At 70.4% G+C, this 22,026-nt stretch carries 25 protein-coding genes and 1 tRNA gene; 7 read left to right on the forward strand and 19 right to left on the reverse strand.

Annotated elements, in window-relative coordinates; genetic code table 11:
• Positions 1–73 precede the first annotated feature (73 nt).
• Together ACIQTP_RS33535 and ACIQTP_RS33540 are read right to left on the reverse strand one after the other, a co-directional pair.
• Positions 74–724 carry a response regulator gene (locus ACIQTP_RS33535; RefSeq protein ID WP_403407125.1) on the reverse strand — a complete coding sequence of 217 codons (651 nt, stop codon included), beginning with the start codon at positions 722–724 and terminating at the stop codon, positions 74–76.
• On the reverse strand, positions 712–1,941 hold the full coding sequence (locus ACIQTP_RS33540; RefSeq protein WP_403407126.1) for a histidine kinase: 1,230 nt from the start codon (positions 1,939–1,941) through the stop codon (positions 712–714). The genes ACIQTP_RS33535 and ACIQTP_RS33540 overlap by 13 nt, the downstream gene beginning before the upstream one ends.
• 134 nt (positions 1,942–2,075) lie before the next feature.
• Here ACIQTP_RS33540 and ACIQTP_RS33545 point away from each other — a divergent pair, with 134 nt between their 5' ends.
• From ACIQTP_RS33545 to ACIQTP_RS33560, 4 genes are all read left to right on the forward strand, one after another.
• A complete protein-coding gene (locus ACIQTP_RS33545) occupies positions 2,076–2,564 on the forward strand; it encodes a hypothetical protein (protein WP_403407128.1) in 489 nt (162 codons plus the stop codon).
• 56 nt (positions 2,565–2,620) lie between these two features.
• Positions 2,621–3,283 (forward strand): class I SAM-dependent methyltransferase, encoded by a 663-nt coding sequence (locus ACIQTP_RS33550; protein WP_403407130.1) that lies wholly within the window; start codon positions 2,621–2,623, stop codon positions 3,281–3,283.
• A 277-nt stretch (positions 3,284–3,560) separates the two neighbouring features.
• Complete coding sequence (locus ACIQTP_RS33555; RefSeq protein WP_403407132.1) at positions 3,561–4,346, forward strand: alpha/beta fold hydrolase; 786 nt, start codon at positions 3,561–3,563, stop codon at positions 4,344–4,346.
• A gap of 71 nt (positions 4,347–4,417) precedes the next feature.
• Entirely contained in the window at positions 4,418–5,425 is a 1,008-nt protein-coding gene (locus ACIQTP_RS33560; RefSeq protein WP_403407134.1) for an endonuclease/exonuclease/phosphatase family protein, read from the forward strand.
• Positions 5,426–5,577: 152 nt separating this feature from the next.
• Here ACIQTP_RS33560 and snpA read toward each other — a convergent pair whose 3' ends face one another.
• Positions 5,578–6,240 carry a snapalysin gene (gene snpA, locus ACIQTP_RS33565; RefSeq protein ID WP_403407136.1) on the reverse strand — a complete coding sequence of 221 codons (663 nt, stop codon included), beginning with the start codon at positions 6,238–6,240 and terminating at the stop codon, positions 5,578–5,580.
• Between the two features lie 199 nt (positions 6,241–6,439).
• Between snpA and ACIQTP_RS33570 the strand changes: the two genes are divergently transcribed.
• Positions 6,440–7,381 carry a LysR family transcriptional regulator gene (locus ACIQTP_RS33570; RefSeq protein WP_403407138.1) on the forward strand — a complete coding sequence of 314 codons (942 nt, stop codon included), beginning with the start codon at positions 6,440–6,442 and terminating at the stop codon, positions 7,379–7,381.
• Positions 7,382–7,513: 132 nt separating this feature from the next.
• On the opposite strand, the gene ACIQTP_RS33575 is transcribed toward ACIQTP_RS33570, so the two are convergent.
• The 10 genes from ACIQTP_RS33575 to ACIQTP_RS33620 form a co-directional block, all read right to left on the reverse strand.
• The gene (locus ACIQTP_RS33575) at positions 7,514–9,598 is read right to left on the reverse strand and encodes a PhoX family protein (RefSeq protein ID WP_403407140.1); all 2,085 of its coding nucleotides are present in this window, start codon (positions 9,596–9,598) and stop codon (positions 7,514–7,516) included.
• A gap of 217 nt (positions 9,599–9,815) precedes the next feature.
• The gene (locus ACIQTP_RS33580) at positions 9,816–10,601 is read right to left on the reverse strand and encodes a hypothetical protein (protein WP_403407142.1); all 786 of its coding nucleotides are present in this window, start codon (positions 10,599–10,601) and stop codon (positions 9,816–9,818) included.
• A gap of 396 nt (positions 10,602–10,997) precedes the next feature.
• Positions 10,998–11,906, reverse strand: a complete 909-nt coding sequence (locus ACIQTP_RS33585) for an RNA polymerase sigma factor SigF (protein ID WP_054235068.1) — start codon at positions 11,904–11,906, stop codon at positions 10,998–11,000.
• A 244-nt stretch (positions 11,907–12,150) separates the two neighbouring features.
• Positions 12,151–13,080, reverse strand: coding sequence for an RNA polymerase sigma factor SigF (locus ACIQTP_RS33590; RefSeq protein ID WP_403407273.1), 930 nt, complete (start codon positions 13,078–13,080; stop codon positions 12,151–12,153).
• 196 nt (positions 13,081–13,276) lie between these two features.
• Complete coding sequence (locus ACIQTP_RS33595) at positions 13,277–13,570, reverse strand: Dabb family protein (RefSeq protein ID WP_403407144.1); 294 nt, start codon at positions 13,568–13,570, stop codon at positions 13,277–13,279.
• Positions 13,571–13,610: 40 nt separating this feature from the next.
• Entirely contained in the window at positions 13,611–13,790 is a 180-nt protein-coding gene (locus ACIQTP_RS33600) for a hypothetical protein (protein WP_402051432.1), read from the reverse strand.
• A 152-nt stretch (positions 13,791–13,942) separates the two neighbouring features.
• Positions 13,943–14,027, reverse strand: a tRNA-Ser gene (locus ACIQTP_RS33605).
• A 73-nt stretch (positions 14,028–14,100) separates the two neighbouring features.
• Complete coding sequence (gene tadA, locus ACIQTP_RS33610) at positions 14,101–14,532, reverse strand: tRNA adenosine(34) deaminase TadA (protein WP_079174395.1); 432 nt, start codon at positions 14,530–14,532, stop codon at positions 14,101–14,103.
• A gap of 175 nt (positions 14,533–14,707) precedes the next feature.
• The gene (locus ACIQTP_RS33615) at positions 14,708–15,253 is read right to left on the reverse strand and encodes a hypothetical protein (protein ID WP_403407275.1); all 546 of its coding nucleotides are present in this window, start codon (positions 15,251–15,253) and stop codon (positions 14,708–14,710) included.
• A 289-nt stretch (positions 15,254–15,542) separates the two neighbouring features.
• Positions 15,543–15,878 (reverse strand): hypothetical protein, encoded by a 336-nt coding sequence (locus tag ACIQTP_RS33620; protein WP_403407146.1) that lies wholly within the window; start codon positions 15,876–15,878, stop codon positions 15,543–15,545.
• Positions 15,879–15,974: 96 nt separating this feature from the next.
• Here ACIQTP_RS33620 and upp point away from each other — a divergent pair, with 96 nt between their 5' ends.
• Positions 15,975–16,610, forward strand: coding sequence for a uracil phosphoribosyltransferase (gene upp, locus ACIQTP_RS33625; protein ID WP_101403573.1), 636 nt, complete (start codon positions 15,975–15,977; stop codon positions 16,608–16,610).
• Positions 16,611–16,828: 218 nt separating this feature from the next.
• Here upp and ACIQTP_RS33630 read toward each other — a convergent pair whose 3' ends face one another.
• Both ACIQTP_RS33630 and ACIQTP_RS33635 read right to left on the reverse strand, forming a co-directional pair.
• Complete coding sequence (locus ACIQTP_RS33630; RefSeq protein ID WP_403407277.1) at positions 16,829–17,482, reverse strand: LytR C-terminal domain-containing protein; 654 nt, start codon at positions 17,480–17,482, stop codon at positions 16,829–16,831.
• 199 nt (positions 17,483–17,681) lie between these two features.
• Positions 17,682–17,978, reverse strand: coding sequence for a type II toxin-antitoxin system VapB family antitoxin (locus ACIQTP_RS33635; RefSeq protein WP_003999914.1), 297 nt, complete (start codon positions 17,976–17,978; stop codon positions 17,682–17,684).
• A gap of 105 nt (positions 17,979–18,083) precedes the next feature.
• Here ACIQTP_RS33635 and ACIQTP_RS33640 point away from each other — a divergent pair, with 105 nt between their 5' ends.
• Positions 18,084–19,688 (forward strand): helicase HerA-like domain-containing protein, encoded by a 1,605-nt coding sequence (locus tag ACIQTP_RS33640; RefSeq protein ID WP_403407148.1) that lies wholly within the window; start codon positions 18,084–18,086, stop codon positions 19,686–19,688.
• 154 nt (positions 19,689–19,842) lie between these two features.
• Here the strand turns inward: ACIQTP_RS33640 and ACIQTP_RS33645 are convergent, their stop codons facing one another.
• From ACIQTP_RS33645 to ACIQTP_RS33660, 4 genes are all read right to left on the reverse strand, one after another.
• Complete coding sequence (locus ACIQTP_RS33645) at positions 19,843–19,989, reverse strand: hypothetical protein (protein WP_402051424.1); 147 nt, start codon at positions 19,987–19,989, stop codon at positions 19,843–19,845.
• A gap of 71 nt (positions 19,990–20,060) precedes the next feature.
• Positions 20,061–20,351 carry a hypothetical protein gene (locus ACIQTP_RS33650; protein WP_403407151.1) on the reverse strand — a complete coding sequence of 97 codons (291 nt, stop codon included), beginning with the start codon at positions 20,349–20,351 and terminating at the stop codon, positions 20,061–20,063.
• 165 nt (positions 20,352–20,516) lie between these two features.
• Positions 20,517–21,161, reverse strand: a complete 645-nt coding sequence (locus tag ACIQTP_RS33655; RefSeq protein WP_403407153.1) for an HdeD family acid-resistance protein — start codon at positions 21,159–21,161, stop codon at positions 20,517–20,519.
• 181 nt (positions 21,162–21,342) lie between these two features.
• On the reverse strand, positions 21,343–21,927 hold the full coding sequence (locus ACIQTP_RS33660) for an HhH-GPD-type base excision DNA repair protein (RefSeq protein WP_403407155.1): 585 nt from the start codon (positions 21,925–21,927) through the stop codon (positions 21,343–21,345).
• Positions 21,928–22,026 lie beyond the last annotated feature (99 nt).

Raw genomic sequence — 22,026 nt, forward strand, 5'->3', positions numbered from 1 at the left:
TCCGCGAGACGTCGTTTGTTGGCTTGCCGGTCTGTTGGGCCGAACGGCGGTAGGGGTGCGGGCGGCGGGTCGGTTAGGTCGGGGAAGCGCCGAGGAATCTCAGGACGGCGAGAACGCGCCGGTGGTCGGCGTCGGCTGCGGGCAGGTCGAGTTTGGCGAGGATGTTGTTGATGTGCTTGGCCACTGCGCTGTCGCTGACGACCAGGGCCTCGGCGATCCTGGTGTTGGAGCGTCCCTCGGCCATCAGGGCGAGTACCTCCCGTTCGCGTGGCGTCAGCCGATCGAGCGGGTCACTGCGGCGGCGCACGAGCAGCTGGGCGACCACCTGTGGATCCAGTGCCGTGCCCCCGGCTGCAACCCGCCGAACGCAAGCCACGAACTCCTCCACGTCGGCGACGCGTTGCTTGAGCAGGTAGCCGACGCCGCTGGTGTTGGCCGTCAGCAGGTCGGCCGCATACCGCTCCTCGACGTACTGCGAGAGCAGTACCACCGCGGTCTGCGGCCACTGCTTACGGATCACCAGCGCGGCGCGTACGCCTTCGTCGGTGAAGCCGGGTGGCATGCGGACATCGACCAGGGCCAGCCCGGGCCGGTGTTCCTCGACGGCCGCAAGCAGGGCTTCGGCGTCGCCGACTTCGGCCGCGATGTCGAAGCCGGCCATTTCCAGGACCTTGACGAGCCCGACGCGCAGCAGCAGTGAGTCCTCGGCGATCACGGCTCGCATGGCAGCTCCACGGCGACGGTGGTCGGGCCCCCGACCGGGCTGCTGAGGTGGAAGGTGCCGTCGACGGAACCGACCCGTTTGGCCAGCCCGCTCAGTCCGCTGCCGGTGGAGGTGTCGGCGCCGCCGGTCCCGTCGTCGGTGATGTTCACACGCAGCATTCTCCCGATCTGTTTGACAGTGACGTCCACGCGGGTGGCGCGGGCGTGCTTGGTGACGTTGGTGAGCGCCTCGGAGACCACGAAGTAGGCGACCGACTCCACGGTGGGCGCCGCTCGCTCCTCGAGGTCGACTCGCAGCCGTACCGGGATCGGTACCCGGGCGGCCAGCCCGGACAGCGCCGCGTCCAGCCCGCGGTCTTCGAGGACGGCCGGGTGCAGGCCGCGCACCAGGTCGTTGAGTTCGGCGATGGCCTCCTTCGCCTCGCGGTGCGCCTCGTCGATCACGGTGCGGGCCTCGTCCGGCAGGTTGGTGAGGGTGGCCTTGGCCAGGCCCAGGTTGACCGCGAGGGAGACTAGGCGCTGCTGGGTGCCGTCGTGCAGGTCGCGTTCGATGCGGCGGCGTTCGGTATCGACGGCGTCGATCAGGTCGGTGCGGCTCTCGGACAGGTGCTCGACACGCTGCTGAAGCTGCTGGGAGCGGCTGGTCCCGAGCAGCGCGAGCGCGATCCGGGTCTCGGCGCGGGTCACCGGCCCGGTCAGCCAGGGTGCGGCGCACAACAGCAGCACGCCGGCCGCGGTGTAGTACACCGCTTGGGTCTCGTAGTCGACATGGTCCAGGCGAACCTGGACCGGCAACATCCAGGCCCACCCGTTGACGGTGACGCCAGCAAGGCCCGCGACCCACACAGCGAGCACCCCCAGCTCCACCACAGCCAGGAGCGGACCGACAAGCAGGTGGTATCCGGCCTGCCGCGCCACGGACAGCCACCGCAGAGCGCGCCTCAGCCACCCCTGCTCGCGCGCGGCCGGCAGCCGGAGGATCTCCACTCCCAGCAGCACCCGGTAACGGCGTCGCTGCACAGCGGTGAGCACAAGCACACCGAGCAAGATCAGCACAAACGGGAGCGGGAGCACCGGCCACGCCCTCGACTTCGCGACACTCGCCATCCAGCTCCACAACGGCACCAGCGCAAGGTGCAGCGGAATCCCGGCCGCCAAGAAACCGGTGTCCCGCCGGACCCGAACAACTCTGCGCCGCAGCGCCCGGGGAATCGTCATGGCTCGACGGTAAAACGGCAGGTGAGGGCTATGCCATGCACCGTGCATCCGGATCGATGGTGAAGCTGGCACCACCCTGAGAACGGCACCCGGCATTACTGACTGTGATCGCTGTGCGGCTCAGGCTGAAGGGCGTGCAGGAAATCATCGAACTGTTCCCGGAGCCGGACGCCGAGCGCGGCATACGCAGGCCGCACGGCCCGCGCAGGGGATCGCTCCCCAGCCCGCAGCGCCGTCGTCCGGACCGCCTTCCAGGCCGACGGCGGGGTCTTGTCCTGGCCGGCTGCGGGGTGGCGCTGCTGCCGTGGCTCGTCGTGTTGGCCACCAGCCTGCCGACCACCTTCCGTGCCTCGCACTGGTCCGCCGCCTGGGTGGGTCTGGACGCGCTGGAGGCGGTCGGCCTGATCACCACAGGTCTGCTGGCCACCCGCGGGGATCGGCGACTGGCACTGGCCGCCGCCGCGACGGCCGCCCTGCTCACCGTCGACGCATGGTTCGACACGATGACCGCGGCCAGCGGGAGCGAACTGCGCGCGGCGCTGGTCATGGCGTTGTTCGCAGAACTTCCGCTCGCAGCGGTATGCGTCCGCCTGGCGGTTCGAGCGCTGCCCCGCACCCCATGAAACCCGCCACACCGACCCGGGCTGCAACCACGGATACCACAGAACTGGAGAACACCATGGGCTCTGCTGTCCTGACCGCACCGCGCCTGCGCTGGGCCTGCGCCCTCAGTGCCGCTGCCGCCGCAGGCGCCTGGTGGTTCGGCGACAAGGCGCCGTACCCCTACGCCCAACGCGGCCTGCTGGACCTGCCGTTGCCGTTCCTCACATCCGCCCGGCTCGACGCGGTGCTCACCCCGAGCCCGGGCGAGCGGATCCTCGAAGTGGGGCCCGGCACCGGACTGCAGTCGCTGCACATCGCACCGCAACTCGGGCCCCACGGGCAGCTCGACATCCTCGACATCCAACCCGAGATGCTCCGCCACGTGATGCACCGCGCGGGACAGCGCGCAGTACCCAACATCGTGCCCACCCATGCGGATGCCCGCGAGCTGCCCTTCGACGACGACACCTTCGACGCCATGTATCTGGTGACCGCACTGGGCGAGATCCCGGAACCACAACGGGTGCTCGATGAGGCAGTACGGGTGCTCACCCCCGCAGGACGGCTGGTCGTGGGCGAGTTCTTCGACCGGCACTGGATCCCCTTCGGCCCTCTGCACCGTCTCGCCGACGCGTCCGGCCTGCATCTGAGCACCAGGAGCGGCTCGACCTTCGCCTATCTGGCACGGTTTCGACCCTGCGCCCGATCGCAGCGCTCACTTCGAGGATCTGAGAGCTGATCGGTTGCCCAGCCCAGGTGTTCCGCCTCGACGGAATCATCCCGTGCCCGGCAGCGGCAGCCGATGCGAACCCACAGCCGGCAAGCCTTCCAGGACGCGGCGAGACTGTCTCTGGGATTCTCCGACCAGTCGGGTACCGGGCTACTGGTGACAACACCCCTGCCTAGGTGACAGCTACCGTGCTTCGGCTCAGCACACAGGCGGCGCGCGTTTCGGATTGCACCGAGGGCAAAGATCTTATTGCACCGAGCAGTTGGCCGGACCTAGGGTCGCGACCATGGCACCCTTCCTCGCGTACGAGGACAAAGGGGGCGCCGCCGATGCCGCGGCGCTCCCTCTCGTCCTGATCCACGGACACCCTTTCGACCACACGATGTGGGCCCCTCAGATCGCCGCGTTCTCGTCGCGGCGGCGAGTGATCGCCCCGGACCTGCGCGGCTACGGCGCGTCTCCGGTGGTTCCCGGCGTCACCCCGCTCGCCACCTTCGCCGAGGACATCGCGGCGCTGCTGGACGACCTCGGGGTGGACCGGTTCATCCTCGCCGGACTCTCCATGGGCGGCCAGATCGCGATGGAGTGCTACCGGCTCTTCCCGGAGCGGATCCGGGCGCTGGTGCTGGCCGACACGTTCCCGTCGGCCGAGACCCCGGAGGGCAGGAAGGCGCGCGCCGCGATGGCGGACCGCCTGCTGCGCGAGGGCATGGCCGGCTACGCCGACGAGGTGCTGTACAGGATGGTCGCGCCGTACGCGGACGCCGAGGTCGCGGCGCACGTGCACCGCATGATGACCGCCACGCCGCCCGAGGGCGCGGCGGCGGCCCTGCGGGGACGGGCCGAGCGACCCGACTACCGCGACCTGCTGACCCGCGTCACCGTCCCGGCCCTCGTCGTCGTGGGCGCCGACGACGAGTACACCCCGGTCCCGGACGCGGAGGCGATGCACGCGGCGCTGCCGCACTCGATGCTCGGCGTGATCGCCTCGGCGGCCCATCTGCCGAACCTGGAGCGGCCGGAGGAGTTCAACGGGGCACTGGCGGCCTTCCTGGACGGACTCGACGCCTGAGCAGACGCCCAGCCCGTCGATGAGGGAGGATTCGGGCACTCCACGCGAACGAGCGGAAGGCAGGCCCCCACTTGGAGACTGCGGTGACTGCCCCGGCGGGGTCCGAGGACCGGCCGAAGCGGTCCAGGCCCCGGCGGGCCGGGGCCTGGGCGGCCGGCCTGCTGCTGGCCGGGGTGAGCGTGGTGGTCGGATGCCGGGCCGCGGACAGCGACGGCATCACCCCCGTGCCCCAGCTGCTCGCCTTCCTGCCGTGGCTCCTCGCGCCCACCGGCCTCGGACTCCTGCTCGCCCTGTTCGCCCGCCGGCGGGTCGCGATGGTGTGGGGTGTGCTGGTGCTGGGCGCCCTCGCCTGGTACATCGAGCCCTACGGCAAGACCGGTGAGCCGACCGGAAGTCCGGTCGCCGAGTTGCGGGTGATGACGTCGAACGTGCAGTTCGGACAGGGCGCCCGCGCACTCGTCGCCGCCGTCGAACGGCACCGGCCCGACATCGTGTTCGTGGAGGAGTGCGAGTACACGTGCTCCGCCACGCTCAAGAAAGCCTTCCAGGGCCCGGGGGGCGTCTATCCGTACCGCGTCTCCGTCGAGGGCGCCGGGTCCGACGGATCCGTGATCATCAGCCGGTTCCCGCTCGCGGTGGCGGACGGCGTACGCGGGACGATGGGGATGCCGGGGGCCGTGGCCGACGTACAGGGACACGCCGTACGGCTCCAGCTCGCGCATCCCATGCCGCCGCTGCCGGGGCAGGTCGGACTGTGGCGGCACGAACTCGGCGAACTGCGCGACTACGCCGCCGGGGGCAAGGACAGTTCCACCATCCTCGCCGGGGACTTCAACGCCTCCCAGGACCACGCCGCGTTCCGCCGCGTCCTCGACACCGGGCTGCGCGACAGCGCCCGCCTGGCCGGCTCCCCGCGCACCCCGAGCTGGCCCGCCCGCACCGCCCCTGCCCTCGGCGCCCAGATCGACCACGTCCTCGTCTCCAGGGACTTCTCCGCGAACGCGGCCACCTTCCTCGGTATCGCCGGCAGCGACCATCGCGCACTCATCGTCCATATCACCCTTCACCAGCACAAATGAGCCCGGGAGCGGTGAGGAAACAGGGGGTGCGGGCCGCCCGTGCAGGGGACGGCCCGCACCTGTGGGGGGTGGGGAACGGCGGTATACGGGTTCGGCGGCCGTGCGGCGCCCGGGCCCTGTCGGTCCAGCGGGCGCTGTCCAGCGGGCGCTGTCTAGCGGGCGTCGGTCTTGCTCAGCGCCTTGTCCAGCGCCTGCGCGAGACCGTTGGCCCAGAGCTGGTTGACACGCGAGCGCTCGGTCGCGTTGGGGATCGCGTTGGTGCAGGAAGGACCGGGGCCGCCACCCGACATCAGCTCACTGCACGGACCGGAGTAGTGGTCGGGCAGACCGAGCACATGGCCGGTCTCGTGCGCGGTGATGCGGATCGGGTCGTACTGGTCGCTCTGCGCGTAGTCGAGGAAGACGTACCCGCTGCCGTGGCCGTCCGTGGAGGCATAGGAGCCACGCGAGTCGTTGCCCTCGCGGTAGGTGAAGTCGGCGCTCGACGCCGAACCCGACTGGAGCTTGACGTTCGAGACCGCGCTGTTCCATATCTGGGTGCTGCGGGCTATCTCCGCGCTGAAGGACGGTGCGCTGGAGGCGTTGTAGACGACCGTGACGGCGGCGGCGCTGCTCGGGTTCGCGGCGCGCTTCTCGGCGACGGACCTGATGACCGCCTGGAAGAACGCCTGGTCGGCCTTGGCCTCCGCGGCCGATCCGGAATAGCCGGCGTACGGGGCGGGGGCGGGGGCCGCCGTGGCCGGGACCGCTCCGAACGTGGCGGCCGTGAGGCCCAACCCGACCGCGGCCGAGAGCATGGGCAGGGAGAGTCTCATGATGACTCCTTGTGTGGGGGGGGAAGTCGTCATCGGTGAGTGTCGATGCCTGTGCGTCCGCTGTGATGATGGCAATCGGCGATAGGACAGCCCTATCGGGGCGAGCTGCCCGCACCGTCCCGGAGCGCCCAACTCGCCTGCGTTGCAAGGGGTTTATGCGTCTGGTGCAACCCACGCTTCCGACTTAGGCTCCGACGGCATGGAGCTTGAGGTCCGGCATCTCCGCGCGCTGTGCGCCATCGCCGACACCGGCAGCCTGCACCGCGCCGCGCGCCTGCTCGGCGTTGCCCAGCCCTCGCTGAGCACCCAGCTGCGGCGGATCGAACAGGAGCTGGGAGGGGAGCTGTTCACCCGCGAACGTACCGGCTGCCGACCCACCCCCCTCGGCCGGGTCGTGCTCGGCCGGGCCCGCCCGCTGGTGGCCGAAATGCGGTCCCTGGTCGCGGAGGCCCGCGCCGCCGCCGCGGACGGCCCCCAGCTGCGCATCGGATCCACCGCGAGCCGTGCCCTCGCGGGCTGGCTGCGCCGGCTGCGCGAACGCCGCCAGGAACCGCTCCTCCAGATGGACGTGTCCGCGAACGCCCTGCTCAACCTGGTCGCCGAGGGCCGGCTCGACGTGGCCTTCGTGCACGAGGTCGAGGGCTGCCCGCTGCGCATCCCCAGCGGGCTGCGGCTGCGCGTCCTGGTCGAGCGCGAACCCCAGTTCGTGTCCCTGCCGAACGGCCACCCGGCCGCCGCACGCTCCGTCGTACGCCTCTCCGACCTGGCCGAGGACCGCTGGATGATCGACCCGACGGTCGACGGCGAGTGGGACGCGGTGCACCGGATGCTGCGCGCGGCCGGGCTCAACCCCCGTGTCCTGCACGGCGATTACCACACGACGGCGTCCCTGGTGGCGACCGGTGAGGTCGTCACGGTCTGCCAGCCGACCCGCCAGTCGGACCCCGAGACGGTGGTCCGCAGGCTGTACGGCGACCCCCTCGGCGTACGTCTGCTGCTCGCCGCCCGCACCGAGGCCGAGCTGGACGGCGTCTATCCAGACCTGGCGGAGGCGTACCGGGAGACGGCACAGCAGTCCCCGGCGTACCGGGAGTGGCTGGAACGCAGCGGCGTGGACAACCCCGTCCCAGCCCTCCCCTAGGCCCTGTCGTCACCTTCCCGTCGTCCGCCCGGGTCGCGGGGCTGGGGGCACCTCCCGGCCGAAGGCTGGGGGAGGGAATGTGACAACAGGGCCCAAGCCCCGTACGCGGCTTTCGCGACGACTCCCGCGACCTCAGACCCCGATGTCGCAGCCGTCCGTGCGCCACACCGAGACGACCGCCGGGCGCACGATCTTCCCGGGTCCGTCGGGCCAGTCGCTCGCCGGTTTCTCCACCGACGCGCCGTCGATCTCGCCCGGGTGCTGGACCGCGACGAGTACCCGCCGGTCCTGGATGATCGGCCCGCAGGTCTCCGCGCCGGTCGGCACCGTCAGGAACTGCTTCAGCTCACCGCGCCGCTCGCCCTTCGTCGCCACGCCCAGCAGGCCGTCGTGCGAGCCGAGCTGGTTGCCGTCCGTGGAGATCCACAGGTTGCCGTGCGGGTCGAACGCCACGTTGTCCGGGCAGGAGATCGGGCTGACCTTGTCCTTCGGGAAGCCCGCGAAGTAGGTGGAGGGGTCGGCCGGGTCGCCCGCGACGAGGAACAGCGACCAGCCGAAGGTGGTCGCCTCGGCGTGGCCCCGGCGCTCGGTGAGCTCCAGGATGTGCCCGTGCTTGTTGGCGTTGCGCGGATTGGCCTCGTCGGCGCCCGCGGACCCTGCCTTCCCACGGTTGGTGTTGTTGGTCAGAACCACGTAGACCTTGCCGGTGTGCGGGGAGGGCTGGATGTCCTCGGGCCGGTCCATCTTGGTCGCGCCGACCTTGTCACCGGCGAGCCGCGTGAAGACGAAGACCTCCTCGGCCGTCATCCCGTCCACGTGCGAGACGGCCCCGCGGGCGGTCGCGGTGGCCAGCGGAATCCACTCACCACCGCCGTCGAACTCACCGTCGGCCGGAAGCTTCCCGCTCCCGTCGATGTCGGCGGCGGGGGAGTCGCCGGTCAGCCGGGCCACGTAGAGCGTCCCCTCGTCGAGGAGGGAGAGATTGTGCTCCCGGACGGAGCGCGAGGAACCGTGCCGCATCCGCTTGCTGCCGACGAACTTGTAGAAGTAGTCGAAACGCTCGTCGTCGCCGGTGTAGACGACGGGCCGCCCGTCGTCCGTCAGCCGCACGGTCGCGGCCTCGTGCTTGAAGCGCCCCAGCGCGGTGTGCTTGCGGGGCGTGGAGGCCGGATCGTACGGGTCGAACTCGACGACGTATCCGAAGCGGTGCGACTCGTTGGGCTCCCGCGCCACGTCGAACCGCTTGTCGAACCGCTCCCACTTGCGCTCGGTCGCGCCCGTACCGAGCCCGTACCGCTTGTCGGTGTCACGGCTCGCGTTGGCGAAGTACTGGTTGAAGTTCTCCTCGCCGTGCAGCGTGGTGCCCCAGGGGGTGGTGCCGCCGGAGCAGTTGTTGAGCGTACCGAGCACCTTGCGGCCGGTCGGGTCCGCGGAGGTCCTGAGCAGGTCGGACCCGGCGGCGGGGCCGGTGAGCCGGAACTCGGTGGTGGCGGTGACGCGACGGTTGAGGGCGTGCCGGGTGACGGCGGTGAGCCTGCCGGTCCTGTGGTCCTCCTCGACCACGACGGCGGACAGACCGTGGGCGGCCCACGCCACCTCGACCTGCTCACGGGTGGGGTTCGCGGGGTCGTACCCGCGGAACATCAGCACCTCGTCGGTGTACTCGTGGTTCGCCACGAGCAGCTGCCGCCCGCGCTCACCGGGCAGCGGGAGGAGAGCGAGGAAGTCGTTGTTGTAACCGAACTGGCCGGCCTGGGCCTTGGCCGTCTGGTGCTCCGGGTCGAAGACGGGAGCGCCGCGCAGGATGGGCTCACCCCAACGGATGACGACATTCTGGCCATATCCGCCGGGGACGGTGACGGCGTCGGCGGTGTTCGGAGCGACGGGGCTGAACCGCAGCCCGCGCGCGGCCTTGCCGACCGTACGTCCGGTACGGGCCGCGGCACCCCCTTCCACCGCCTGAGCGGCCTGCGCGTCCTGGGCGCCGGTACCGACGACCGCCGCACCCGTCGCCGTGGCGACCGTGACGACGGCCGCGGCCCGCATCATCGAACGGCGGCTGAGCGCACCGGCGATGACATCACCGACGTACGCGTTGTCGCTGATGTTGGGCACCTCATGGAAGCAGGCGTCACCACAGCGGAACCGACAGGTCAGGGCGGATCGCCCGCCGGGATGTGAACCGGGCATTCCAATCAACGGCAGCAGTCTGCGCACTTTACTCTCCCCTTGCGAACCCTTGGTGTGAGCGTGACGCTAGGGGGGTGCGGGTGCAAGCACCCTGCGGCCGGGTGAACAGAGTGTGAACCTCCCGCTCTCGCAGGGGTCTTGATAACGCTCTTGACACCGCTACCTGTCGGTACCCGACCCTGCCCAAGATCGCCGGAGACGGCCGCTAACCTTACGTGTCCGTCCTGGCCAGGGATTGACGGCTTCAACTCATGCGAAGGGTTGCGCACATGGGCATTCTCACTCTCCTGCGGAACGCGTTCGGCCGCTCACGCCAGGGGCGTGACGCCGACGCGGAGACCTCGCCGACGGAGGCTACGGCCCCCACGGTCCCGGCCCCGGCCACCGAGCCGGAGCCCACGCCGGCTCCTGCCCAGGAGGCCGCGCCGAAGATCCCCGCACCTTCGTCGGAGCCGGAGCCGGAGCCGAAGCCGGAGCCCAAGTCGTCCGTGGTGGACGAGCTGGTGTCGGCGGCCTTCGACAACGTCACGGTCCCCAAGCCGGCGGAGCCGGCACTGGAGGAGCAGGCGACCGAGGTCGCGGCGGAGCCGGTGGCCGAGGCTGAGGTCGCGGCGGAGCCGGTGGCCGAGGCTGAGACCGAGGTCGAGGCCGAAATTCCGGCCGCGGTTCCGGCCGAGCCTGAGGTCGTGGCCGAGGCTGAGGCCGTGGTGGAGGCGCCCGCGCCCGAGCCGGAGCCCGTGGTCGAATCGGAGCCGGTCGCCGAGACCCCCGAGGTGTCCGCCGCGGAGCCCGAGCCCACGGCCGAAGAGGCCCCCGAGCCCGCGGCCGAGGAGGCCTCCGGGCCCGCCGCCGAAGAGACCCCGGAACCGGTCGCCGAGGAAGCCCCCGCGCCCGCCGTCGAAGAGACCCCGGAGCCGGTCGCCGAGGAGGCCTCCGAGCCCGCGGCCGAAGAGGCCCCCGCGCCCGCCGCCGAGGAGCCCTCGGAGCCGGTCGTCGAGGAAACCCCCGCCCCGGTCACCGCTGAGGTCACCCCCGCCGGACCCACCACGGAACCGGTCACCGAACCGGTCGCGGCCTCGGCGCCCGAGCCGAGGGACGATTCGGCGGCCGACTCCGCGCACGAGCCCGCGGCCGCCGACGGCGATCAGCCCCCGGCAGGGGCACCCGCACCCGACGACGAGAGCGTCACGGGTGGTGCGGGCGGGGAAGAGAACCCGGCCGAAGGCGAAGCCGAGGCCGGAACGACCGGCCCCCCCCCCCCCCCCCCCCCCCCCCCCCCCCCCCCCCCAACCCCCCCCCCCCCCACCCCCCCCCCGCCCCCCCCCCCCCCCGGCCCCCCCCCACGGCCATGGAGCCATGTCGCTCGACGCATCGCGCCAGTGTGGCTGACGATCCGTCAATTATGAAGAGTCGGGCAGGGGAGGTCTCAGTCGGAGATCAGGCCCTCGCGGAGCTGAGCCAGGGTGCGGGTGAGGAGGCGGGAGACGTGCATCTGTGAGATGCCGACCTCCTCGCCGATCTGCGACTGGGTCATGTTGGCGAAGAAGCGCAGCATGATGATCCGGCGTTCGCGAGGCGGGAGTTTGGCGAGCAGCGGCTTCAGCGACTCGCGGTACTCGACGCCCTCCAGCGCCGTGTCCTCGTAGCCGAGGCGGTCCGCGAGGGAGCCCTCGCCGCCGTCGTCCTCGGGGGCCGGGGAGTCGAGGGAGGAGGCCGTGTAGGCGTTGCCGACCGCGAGGCCGTCGACGACGTCCTCCTCCGACACGCCCAGCACCGCGGCGAGTTCGGCGACGGTCGGGGAGCGGTCGAGCTTCTGGGAGAGCTCGTCGCTGGCCTTGGTGAGGGCCAGGCGCAGCTCCTGGAGGCGCCGCGGGACGCGGACGGACCACGAGGTGTCACGGAAGAACCGCTTGATCTCGCCCACGACCGTCGGCATCGCGAACGTCGGGAACTCCACGCCGCGTTCGCAGTCGAAGCGGTCGATCGCCTTGATCAGGCCGATGGTGCCGACCTGGACGATGTCCTCCATCGGCTCGTTGCGGGAGCGGAAGCGGGCCGCCGCGTACCGCACGAGCGGGAGGTTGAGCTCGATGAGGGTGTCCCGGACGTAGGCACGCTCGGGGCTGTTCTCGCCGAGTGCGGCGAGCCGCAGGAACAGGGAGCGGGACAGGGTGCGGGTGTCGATGGCTCCCGAGGTCTCGGGGGCCGCCGGGACGGCTTCGAGGGCCGGAGCGGCATCGGGGGCCGGAAGGGCCGGGACATCGTGAAGCGCGTCGGGCGCGGATTCGCTCTTCGTGAGCGTGAGCACCTTCGAGCTGCCCTGGTCTGCGGACATGCCACCCCCTTTGGGTCGCGGACGGTCGCGGCGGACGCTCCCGTCGGAGGAACGCAGCCTCCACCTGAATACCGGAGGCGGGGCTGCGCCAAACGCTCTTCCGGCAGAATGTCACATGTCGGCAACACGCTGTAGTGACATGTCGACATGGAGGGGGTGAATAGGCCCTGGAAAAGGGGTGTCTGACGGTTTTTCAACGCTGAACTGTCGGAAAAGGAGACGTTGAGCGATTCGCTCTTGCCGGTTACGCCTCGATCCTGTTTGCGGATCGCAGCCGTGCGAAGCTCCGGGCGAGCAGCCTTGACACATGCATCTGGGAGACTCCCAGCTCGGCACTGATCTGTGACTGCGTCAGATTGCTGTAATAGCGAAGGAGAAGGATCCGCTGCTCGCGCTCGGGCAGTTGTACGAGGAGATGGCGGACGAGGTCGCGGTGTTCGACCCCGTCGAGGGCCGGGTCCTCGTAGCCGAGCCGGTCGAGCAGTCCCGGCAGCCCGTCACCCTCCTGGGCGGCTTCGAGGGAGGTCGCGTGGTACGAGCGTCCGGCCTCGATGCACGACAGCACCTCCTCCTCGGTGATGCGCAGCCGCTCGGCGATCTCGGCGGTCGAGGGGGAGCGCCCGAAGGCCGTCGTCAGGTCCTCCGTGGCGCTGTTCACCTGCACCCACAGCTCGTGCAGCCGGCGGGGCACGTGGACGGTGCGGACGTTGTCACGGAAGTACCGCTTGATCTCGCCGACGACGGTCGGCATCGCGAAGGTCGGGAACTGCACGCCCCGGTCGGGGTCGAAGCGGTCGATCGCGTTGATCAGGCCGATGGTGCCGACCTGGACCACGTCCTCCATCGGCTCGTTGCGGGAGCGGAAGCGGGCGGCCGCGTACCGCACGAGCGGCAGGTTCGCCTCGATGAGCGCCCCGCGTACGCGGTCGTGCTCCGTGGTGCCAGGCTCCAGCGCCTTGAGCTGGCCGAAGAGCAGTTGGGTGAGGGCCCGGGTGTCGGCGCCACGGCGTCGCTCAGGGGTGGCCTGCTCAGGGGTGACGCGTTCGTGGACGATGTTCTCCGGGGCGACGGGTTCCGTGGCGACGCGTTCCTGGGCGATGGGTTCCGTGGTGATGTGTTCCTTGGGGACTTCCTGTGGCGGTGCTTGAGGCGCAGTACTGGCCGGCACGGTCAACTCCACCTCTATGATCCGTCAGATCCATCAACTCATCCGTCAAAAGCGGTCATAGCATCACAAGACATGTGCACTGTGTGCAAGCACCGGATAACCCCGTGTTGAACAGGATTTAGGGAGAGTTGGGGCATAAGAAACGGAAATGCCCCCCGCCGGTTTCCGGCGAGGGGCCCAGAGCGCGTCGGCTCGGATCGGTTCAGAACGGATAGTCGGCGATCACCCATGTCGCGAACTCGCGCCACAGCGCGACGCCCGCCTGGTGCGCGGGATGCTCCAAGTACCGCTGCAGGGCGTCCGTGTCGTCGACCGCGGAGTTGATCGCGAAGTCGTACGCGACGGGCCGGTCGGTGATGTTCCAGCCGCACTCCCAGAACCGCAGCTCGGGGATCTGATCGCCGAGCGGGCGGAAGGCTGCCACGCCCTCGACGACGCGGGGGTCCTCACGCTCGACGCCTTCGTTGAGCTTGAAGAGGACCAGATGGCGGATCACGGGTACTCCCTGGTGGTACGGGCCGTGCGGGGGCGGCCGATCAGTTCTTGGCCCCGTCGGCGACCCACGTCATGAAGTCGCCGATGGACCGGGCGGCGGTCGAAATGCCCTCGAACCCTATCTGGACGTAGTCGGCCGCCTTCGCCGGATCCGTGATGATCACGTACAGCGCGAAGACCACGAGTATGTAGACGGCGATCTTCTTCGAATTCACCGCCATCGCGGCCTCCCTGTGACTGCTGCGCCCACTGGGCCCCCTGTGCCGGCGGCGAGTGTAACCTTCACCCCACTTTTTTGGACCAACGGCCCGCTGGCCGAGGTCCCTTGCCGTACGCACGAAGGGCCCCGTCTTGCGACGGGGCCCTTCTCAAGCGGTAGCGGAGGGATTTGAACCCTCGGTGACTTGCGCCACACTCGCTTTCGAGGCGAGCTCCTTCGGCCGCTCGGACACGCTACCGAGGGAGACCCTACCCCAAGGTGGGCCGTGGTCTGAAATCCGTTTCCCGTCGCCGGTCCGGCCGCCCGTGGAGTCAGCGGTCGCGGAAGAAACGGGTGAGCAGACTCGCGCACTCGTCCTCGAGTACGCCCCCGATCACCTCGGGGCGGTGGTTGAGCCGGCGGTCGCGTACGAGGTCCCAGACGGAACCGACCGCGCCCGCCTTCTCGTCCCGGGCGCCGTAGACGACCCGGTCCACCCGGGACTGGACGAGCGCGCCCGCGCACATCGTGCAGGGCTCCAGGGTGACGACGAGCGTGCAGCCGGCCAGCCGCCACTCGCCGAGCCGCTGGGCGGCCCCGCGGATCGCGAGCACCTCGGCGTGCGCCGTCGGATCGCCCGTGGCCTCGCGTTCGTTGTGTCCGGTCGCGAGCACCGTCGTACCGTCCGTGGACAGCACGACGGCGCCGACGGGAACATCCCCGCCCTGGACGGCCCGGTGGGCCTCGTCCAGGGCGAGCCGCATCGCGGCCCGCCAGCGGTCGCGTACCGGATCTGCCGGATCTGCTGGAAAGGTCTCTTTTGTCGGGCTCACCCGGGAAATCTATCGGGCTCGCCCGGAAAACCGCCTCCCCCGGAACCAGGGGAGCCGGGGCCTGCCTTCCGGATCAGGCCCTGGGACCTGTCCGGCGGATCAGGCCCTAGCGGACGGTCTCCAGGACCTCTGCCGCTCCCAGGGCTTCGGCGATCGTGCTGAGCGCGTCGCCTTCGTCCAGGGCGAGCAGTTCCTTCTCGCTCACCCCGAGGTCGGCCAGGATCTCGCGGTCCCCGACGGGGCTGTGCGAGACGATCTCGCCGGAGACGCTCTCCTCCTCCTCGTCGTCCTCGGAGTCGTTTGCGTCGTCGGGTTCACCGTCCTCGGTGCCGTCCAGGTCGAGGGAGTCCAGGTCGGTGTCGTCGTCGCCGGGCTCCCGTCCTAGTAGTTCGTCCGTGAGCAGGATCTCGCCGTACGAGCTGCGGGCAGCGGCTGCGGCGTCCGAGACGTAGATGCGAGGGTCCTCCTCACCGTCCACGCGGACGACGCCGAACCACGCGTCCTCCTGCTCGATGAGTACGAGCACCGTGTCCTCCTCCGAGGCTTCACGGGCCAGATCGGTCAGATCCGACAGGGTCTCCACATCGTCGAGCTCTGTGTCGCTCGCTTCCCACCCGTCTTCGGTGCGCGCGAGCAGTGCGGCGAAGTACACCGTGACTCTCCCACTGGTCATAGGCGTGCCGGTTGGGGGTCCCCCCGGCGGAGGTCGATTGGGCGGGGAGTGCTTCTCCGAGACCCCACCCACTCGGAATCGTGGCAGAAACAGAGCGTTCAGGGGATGTCTTCGGCCTGCTGTGTCTGCCTCTTTTGATCGCTAACAGCGGATCGTACGCGGCCCTCGGCGTCGTGTGTGCATGTCCCCGCCCTCACGGCGTGGGCCGACCACCAAGGAGCTACCAAAGCCGCCACCAATGCAGCTGTCAAAGGAGCTGTCGACGGAGCTACCAACGGAAGGTGCGCATGCGCATGGCGTGACGGAGGCGGGCGACCTTGGCGCGGCGGGGCTGGACGCGGTCGCGCAGCTCGCGCGCCTCGGTCAGGTCCCGGAGGAACTGTGCTCGGCGCCGCCGGCGCTCGGCGTCCGTCTCGGGCTGCCCGGTCCGCGCGGCCTGCTCGGCCCGTTCGGCCTGCTCGATCCGTCCGGTCCGTCCCGACCGTTCGTATTGTTCGGATTCTTCGACGCGGCGAAGTCGTCCGGGCCGTTGGGCCGGTTCGGCCCCCTCGGCTCGTCCGAGTCGCTCCAGCTGCTCCGGGGACTCCTTTTCCCGGTCCGGCATAGGCCCACCACCCCAGGTCCGTCCCTACCGCCTTCCCTCTGACGGGCGGTTTGATGCCAGCGCGAGGGACACGAGGGCACGGCTACTGTTATGGGCATGCGTCTCCACGTCGTCGACCACCCCCTGGTCGCCCATAAGCTCACCACCCTGCGCGACCGGCGCACCGACTCCGCGACCTTCCGGCGGCTCGCCGACGAGCTGGTCACCCTGCTCGCCTACGAGGCCACCAGGGACGTGCGCACCGAGCAGGTCGACATCGTGACCCCGGTCGCCTCCACCACGGGCGTCAAGCTGTCCTACCCGCGCCCGCTGGTCGTGCCGATCCTGCGTGCGGGCCTCGGCATGCTCGACGGCATGGTGCGGCTGCTGCCGACCGCCGAGGTGGGCTTCCTGGGCATGGTGCGCGACGAGGAGACGCTCCAGGCGTCCACGTACGCGACCCGCATGCCGGACGACCTCTCCGGGCGCCAGGTGTACGTCCTCGACCCGATGCTGGCCACCGGCGGCACGCTCGTCGCGGCGATCCAGGAGCTGATCAAGCGCGGCGCCGACGACGTCACCGCCGTGGTGCTGCTCGCCGCCCCGGAGGGCGTCGAGGTCATGGAGCGCGAGCTCGCGGGCACGCCGGTGACGGTCGTGACCGCGTCGGTCGACGAACGGCTCAACGAGCACGGTTACATCGTGCCGGGGCTGGGCGACGCGGGGGACCGGATGTACGGGGCGGCCGAGTAGGTTCCCGCACCTCCGCGGTACCTGCCACGGCCCTACGGGACCGCCGTGGCCCCTACGGGCCCCAGTCGTCCCTTGAGCCCCTCAGCGGCCTTGTCGGGCCGGTCCAGGGGTCCAGTGGCCGAGTAGTGGTCCAGTCGGTTCCGGACGATCAGCGGTCTCACGGGGGCTGTCGGCGGTCCTACGGGGCTGCCGACAGCCTTCGCTGTTCAGCCAGCCGTTCAGCAGCTCTTCGGAGAGGCGGAGGCGGCCGGCCGGGGCCCGGACAGGGTGGCCAGGGCCTTGTCGGCGTCCTCCTTCTTCGTGAGGCTCTTGAAGCTGGTGCCGATGATCAGGTCGACCCGGTCGGCCTGGGCGCGGCCGTCCGTCTTCACCTCGGCGCCGGACAGCTGCGTGCCCAGTACCGGCAGCGCGGCCTGTGCGGCCCCCTTGGCGCCGAGCAGTATCCCGGCGCCGTTGACCTTCTTGTCGTACGTGGCCGTCGCGTTGCCCACGTCGCCGATGCGGAACCCGCGCTTCTTCAGCTCGTCCGCGGTCTGCTTGGCGAGCCCGCTGCGCGGCGTGGCGTTGAGGACGTTGACGGTGATCTGTCCGGGCCTGGGCAGCGCCCCGGAGGCGGTGGACGTCGTGGCCGTCGTGGCCGTCGTGGTCGCCTTGGCCGACGGGCCGGCCTTGGACGTGCAGTCGTCCTTCGCGCCGGCCGCCGTGGCCTTGTCGCCCTTGCCCGTGAAGACGTCGATGAGCTGCAGGGTTCCCCACCCGATCAGCCCGAGCGCGGTGACAGAGGCGACGACCAGGAACACGAGCCTGCGACGCCCCCGGGGTCGGCGCATCCGTGGGTATTTGTCCCCCGTGATCCGGTACTGGCCGCCCATGCCAGGGGGAGTGAGCATGCTCATGGGCGCAGCGTAGTGCGCCGCGGCGGTGATTCCTACTAAATGATCATCGGTCGAGGCTCAGTCCAACCCAAAAGGGTCAACGAGCGGGGATCCCGGGCCTCGAAGAGGCTCTCGCGTCCCCGGCGCCCGGTCCCGGCCGAGTTCATCCGGAGTCGACTCGGCCGACTCGGCCAGGTCAGTCGAGTTCGAGCACGCGCGCGTGGAGCACCTGACGCTGTTGCAGCGCGGCGCGTACGGCGCGGTGCAGGCCGTCCTCGAGGTACAGGTCGCCCTGCCACTTCACTACGTGCGCGAACAGGTCGCCGTAGAACGTGGAGTCCTCGGCGAGGAGGGTCTCCAGGTCCAGCTGGCCCTTGGTCGTCACGAGCTGATCGAGGCGGACCGGGCGCGGCGCGACGTCCGCCCACTGCCGGGTGCTTTCCCGGCCGTGGTCGGGGTACGGCCGTCCGTTTCCGATGCGCTTGAAGATCACACGGAAAGCCTACCGGCCCAGACCTTCCGGGCGCAGCCATGGCGACGTAGTGCGACGCTGGAAAAGACGCCGCAAATCAGCGCAAACCGGGAACAGGGGCCTGATATGAGCGACAGCGAAGCACCTCCCGCGGTGGCACCCGAAGGTGTGAGCGGCGCCCCCGCGCTCCCCCAGGAGGCCCTGGAGATCGCCTCCGGTTACGCGTTCGCCGGACCCGCGCTCGACCTGGGCGCCCTGCTCTGGGACGGGCGGTGTCTGCCGGACGCCCGGATCCGCATTCCGCTGCCCGTGCTCAACCGGCACGGGCTGGTCGCCGGAGCCACCGGCACCGGCAAGACCAAGACGCTCCAGCTGATCGCCGAACAACTGTCCGTGCAGGGCGTGCCGGTGTTCCTCGCCGACATCAAGGGTGATGTCTCCGGGATCTCGGCGCCGGGCGTGTCGAACGACAAGGTGCTGGCGCGTGCCCAGGAGGTCCACCAGGAGTGGACGCCGACCGCCTTCCCGGCCGAGTTCTACGCGCTCGGCGGCATGGGCAGGGGCATCCCCCTACGGGCGACGGTCACCAGCTTCGGCCCGGTGCTGCTGTCCAAGGTGCTCCAGCTCAACCAGACCCAGGAACAGTCGCTCGGCCTGATCTTCCATTACGCCGACCAGAAGGGTCTGGAACTCTTCGACCTCAAGGACCTGCGGGCCGTCGTCACCTTCCTGACCTCGGACGAGGGCAAGGCGGAGCTGAAGGGCATCGGTGGTCTGTCGCCCGCGACGGCGGGCGTGATCCTGCGCTCCCTGACCGCCTTCGAGGCGCAGGGCATGAGCCCGTTCTTCGGGGAGCCGGAGTTCGACACGAGCGAGCTGCTGCGGACGGCGCCGGACGGGCGCGGGACGGTGTCCGTCCTCGAACTCCCCGAGGTCCAGGACAAACCGCAGCTCTTCTCGACCTTCCTGATGTGGATGCTCGCCGATCTCTTCCACGACCTCCCGGAGGTCGGCGACATCGACAAGCCGAAGCTCGTCTTCTTCTTCGACGAGGCGCACCTGCTCTTCACGGACGCCTCGAAGGCCTTCCTGGAGTCGATCACCCAGACCGTGCGGCTCATTCGTTCGAAGGGGGTCGGCGTCTTCTTCGTGACGCAGACCCCGAAGGACGTGCCGTCCGACGTCCTCGCCCAGCTCGGCAACCGCGTCCAGCACGCGTTGCGCGCCTTCACACCGGACGACCAGAAGGCGCTGAAGGCCACGGTGAAGACCTTCCCCAACTCCGCGTACGACCTGGAGGAGATCCTCACCGGCATCGGCACCGGCGAGGCCGTGGTGACCGTGCTGAGCGAGAAGGGCGCGCCGACGCCGGTCGCGGCGACCCGGCTGCGGGCCCCGCAGTCCCTGATGGGCCCCGTCGATCCGGCCGCGCTGGACCGCGCGGTGCGGGCGTCCCCGCTGTACGGGCGTTACGCGCAGGCGGTCGACCGCGAGTCCGCGTACGAGAAGCTCGCGGCGCGGGACGCGGCCGCCGCGCAGGCCGCCGCCCAGGCGGCTCCGGAGGCGGGGCGGGCGCCCGCGAAGAGCGGCGGTCGGGCGAAGGAGGAACCCTCGGTCGTCGAACAGGTCGTCGGCAGCGGCATCTTCAAGTCCCTGGCACGGTCGATGGGCACGCAGATCGGCAGGGAGATCACCCGCTCCCTCTTCGGAACGGCTCGACGCAGGCGGTAGCCGGTAACCGGTAGGCGGTAGTCGGTGTTTGTCAGCTGTCAGCTGTCAGCTGTCAGCTGTCAGCTGTCAGCTGTCAGCTGTCAGCTGTCAGGGGGCGAGGAGACCGCCCCGCCCGCGGTCGGGGCGATCTCCTCGGTGCTTCCCTCGGTTGTGCCTAGCTGTTTCCGTGCTCCTTGGGCGGGGGCGTCTGCACCTGCCGGGCGTCCGGCGCGGGCCCGGGCTCGGGCTGCGGTTTGGGCGTGTTGCGGACGGCTTCCGCGCGCAGGAGGGCGCGCAGGACCGCGTACGGGTCGGTGGGCATGGCTGTGTCCTTGCGTTCGCTGGTTCGCTGACTGGCTGGTGGGGACGGTCCGGAGGCCGGGTCCGGGCCTGTCAGCAGCGCAGGACCACTGAGCGCAGGGCGTGCGGCGTGCGTGAGTGCGACGGCGGTACGTGACGGGGGCGGGGCGCCGGCTCCGGGCCGTCGGGAGCGGTCGGTGCGGGGCGCAGCGGGTTGAGGGCGCGGTGGTCCTGCCGGGCGGGCGGGCGAAGGGCCGTGTCGAGTACGTCGTGTTCGGCGCCGCAGTCCGTTTCGGCGGAGGCCATGACGGAGGTCGGGGCGAGGGCGTCGATGTGGGCGCCTGCCGCGAGGATCGTGACGACGAGGAGCGTCAGAACCCGCATCCACGCGTGCCGGTGCGGCGGACGCGGCCGGCGGTGCGGAGAGGGGCTCATAAGAGGTCGTGTCCCCATCCGGAGTGGGTGGTTCATCGCGTCGGCGGCGAGATCCGCCCTCATGGGCTACGGGTGAGGCGCGGAGTTGACGTAAGGCGTGGACCCGCCGTGCGGTCAGACGACGGCCGGGATGTGTTTGGCGCGGCCGCGGATCACGAACGCCGTGATGATTTCCGTGACGCCGACCGCGATGAGCCAGCAGCCGCCGACGAGGGTGAGGACGGCGACCGAGGTGAACGGGGACACGATCAGGACGATCCCCGCGAGGAAACTGACGATCCCGAGGAAGATCTGCCAGCCCCGGGCCGGCACGGTCGGGTCGGACGCGGCGGCCAGGGTCTGGGTGATGCCTCGGAACAGCCAGCCGATGCCGATCCACAGGGCGAGCAGGAGGATCGACTGCATCGGGCCGCGGAAGCAGAACAGGCCGAGCAGGATCGAGAGGGCGCCGCTGATGAAGGCCATGACGCGCAGCGAGGTCGCGACGTGGGTGCCGAACGCGGCGACGAGCTGGAGTACGCCGCTGAAGAGCAGGTAGAGGCCGAAGAGCACGCCTGCGGCGAGCAGGGAGGCGCCCGGCCAGACCAGCACCAGCGCGCCCAGGACGAAGGCCGCGATGCCGGCGAGCAGGACGGCTTGCCAGGCGCTGCGGGCGATGAGGTGCAGGGGGCCTTCGGGGGTGATGTGCGGCTCGCGGTCGTGGATGTGGCGGTCGTCGTACTGCGGGCCGTGGTGGGGAGCGTTCGGTACCTCACTCATGCTCCATGCTCTGGCCGGGCGGGGCCGCCCCGCCACCGCGGTGACCCATCCGATGGACCTGCGGTCCGCATCCCCGCCGTGGTGAGTTCAGTCGGGCGCGGGTGGGTGGGGGCTGGTCGCGCGGTTCCCCGCGCTCCTCGAGCCTCGGCCTGTCCGGTGATCGAGGGGTGAGGGAATGGGGCTACTTGCCGGAGGCCTTCGCCTGGGCCTTCATTTCCTGTTTGTGGGCGCGGACCTTCGCCAGGGACTCCGGGCCGGTGATGTCGGCGACGGAGCGGAAGGAGTTCGGCTCGCCGTACGCCCCGGCCGCCTCGCGCCAGCCCTTGGGCCGCACACCGAACTGCTTGCCGAGGAGGGCCAGGAAGATCTGGGCCTTCTGGGCGCCGAAACCGGGCAGTTCCTTGAGCCGCCGCAGCAGCTCATCGCCGGTCTTGACGCCCTCCCAGACCTTGGCCGCGTCCCCGTCGTAGTGCTCCACGAGGTACTGGCACAGCTGCTGGATCCGCTTGGCCATGGACCCGGGATAGCGATGCACGGCCGGCTTCGCGGTGAGCAGCGCGGCGAACTTCTCCGGGTCGTACGCGGCGATCTCGTGCGCGTCCAACCCGTCCGCGCCCATGCGTTCGGCGATCGTGCGCGGTCCCTTGAACGCCCACTCCATCGGCACCTGCTGGTCCAGCAGCATCCCGGTCAGGGCGGCGAGGGGACTGCGGCTGAGCAGCGCGTCCGCTTCGGGATCCTGGGCGATGTGAAGGCTGACGTCCATGCCCCGATGATCCCGCGTGAGGGTGTGAAACGCCTCTCATGCCGCCGTTCGCCAGTCGGCGACGGCGAAGAACCTGTTCCGCCGGGCCCATCGGCGCTC

Origin of the sequence: Streptomyces sp. NPDC090798, assembly GCF_044768965.1 — a bacterium.
In the GTDB taxonomy this organism is placed as follows: domain Bacteria; phylum Actinomycetota; class Actinomycetes; order Streptomycetales; family Streptomycetaceae; genus Streptomyces.